The organism is Micrococcus sp. HSID17227 (assembly GCF_003989405.1).
GTDB lineage: Bacteria > Actinomycetota > Actinomycetes > Actinomycetales > Micrococcaceae > Micrococcus > Micrococcus luteus.
Window position 1 is genome coordinate 1 of sequence record NZ_RBLN01000358.1, and the last position, 1,699, is coordinate 1,699.

General features: G+C 75.5%; 2 protein-coding genes and 1 pseudogene. 2 read left to right on the plus strand and 1 reads right to left on the minus strand.

What is annotated here, in order from left to right; genetic code table 11:
• Positions 1–212: pseudogene (locus D8M29_RS11770) on the minus strand (leucyl aminopeptidase); the annotation flags it as partial.
• A 233-nt stretch (positions 213–445) separates the two neighbouring features.
• On the opposite strand from D8M29_RS11770, the gene D8M29_RS11775 reads away from it, so the two are divergent.
• Positions 446–1,402 carry a PAC2 family protein gene (locus D8M29_RS11775; RefSeq protein ID WP_044659523.1) on the plus strand — a complete coding sequence of 319 codons (957 nt, stop codon included), beginning with the start codon at positions 446–448 and terminating at the stop codon, positions 1,400–1,402.
• Between the two features lie 36 nt (positions 1,403–1,438).
• Positions 1,439–1,699: DUF4192 family protein (locus D8M29_RS11780; protein ID WP_127446005.1), on the plus strand; the 261-nt coding region annotated here is incomplete at its 3' end.

Genomic DNA, 1,699 nt, shown 5'->3' on the forward strand with positions numbered 1-1,699 from the left:
TCCAGGCCCGGCAGGCGATGGACCTCGTCCTCGGCGCCCCGCACGCCCAGCAGCTCGAACGAGGCCTCGAGGGCGGTGGCCGCCTCGGCCGGCAGCGCGTCCGTCAGGAGCACGGGGCCGTCCGGGCCGGTGCCCACCCCCACCACGAGGGCGGAGGCGGTCAAGTCCTCCAGGGCGCGGGCGGTCAGGGTCGGGCGGTCCAGGGTGATCACGGACGGGCCTCTCTTCCGGGGGTGGGGGATGCGCCCGGCGGGGTGGGCCGGGCCGTCCCGCGTCATCCTAGCCAGAGGGCTCGCGCGCCCGTCCAGGGCGCGCGGGCGCGGAATAGGAGGGTGCCGTGCCGTGGTTGACTGACGCCAGAGGACAGGGAGGGATCCGCGTCCGCCGCCATCCGGGCGGCGGGGACGGCTCTCCCGCAGACGGACCACCGGAAGGGGAACGAGACGTGCAGGACGCCGCGCCGCTGTACACCCGTCATGAGGGGGCGCCCGTGCCCCCCGGCCTGGGCATGCTCGTGGCCCTGACCGGGCACATGGACGCGGGCCGGGTCGCTCGGCAGGTGCGGGCCGCGCTGCACGAGCACCTGACCCATCGGACCGTCGTCTCCTTCGACGTCGACTCGATGTTCGACTACCGCGCCCGGCGTCCCCGGCTCCGGTTCGACCGGGACCGCTACCGTGATCTGCGCCTGCCCGCGCTCGAGGTGCAGCTGGTCGAGGACCTGCTCGGCCACCCCTTCCTGCTGCTGTCCGGCCCCGAGCCGGACTTCCGGTGGCAGGCGGTGACGGAGGCCGTGCTCGGCCTCGCGCAGGAGTGGGAGGTGGACTCGCTCACCTTCCTCGACGCGGCCCCGCTGCCCGTGCCGCACACGCGGCGGCTCGGGGTCACGACCCACGGGTCCCGCGCCGACGCCGTCGAGGGGCTGTCCACCTGGAGCCCGGAGGCGGACATCGTCGCGGGGCTGCTGCAGATGCTCGAGCTGCGCGCCGAGGAGGCGGACCTGCCGACGGCGGGCTACACCGTCCATGTGCCGCACTACGTGGCCGAGGCGTCCTTCCCCCAGGCGGCCGTGGCCGCGCTCGAGTACGCGGGGGCCGCCATGGGGCTCATGCTGCCCTCGGACGACCTGCGAGACGCCTCGCGGGACATCGAGGCCGAGCTGGAGCGCCAGGTCTCCGGGTCCGGGGAGATCCAGCAGATGATCGCCGGCCTGGAGCGCAACTACGACCAGAACGCCGAGGACCAGGAGCGGTCGTTGCTCGAGACCGAGCAGGGCCTGCCCGACGGCGACGAACTCGCCTCCGCCGTCGAGGCGTACCTCGCCGCGCGGGACGCCGGCGGCGGGTCCGCTCCTGCACAGGAGGACGGACCCGGCCGTCCGTCCACCGGCGACGGGGACTGATCCCACCGCGGGCGCCCGGTCGGCCAGGGTGGCGGCATGGAAGCCCCCACCTCACTCGACGTCCCCGTCCTGCCGGCCCGCGGCCCGGAGGACCTGCTCGCCTACGTCGGCCACGCCCTCGGGCGGTTGCCCGAGGGCAGCCTGGTCCTCCTCACCCTGCGCGACGGGCGCCTGCGCGCCGTGGTGCGGGTCGACCTGCCTCCCGAGGAGGTCGACGTCGGCGCCTGGGCCTGCGCCGTGGCCGAGGTGTGCCGGCGGGACGCAGCCGCGGACGCGACGCTCTGCCTCGCGCAGATA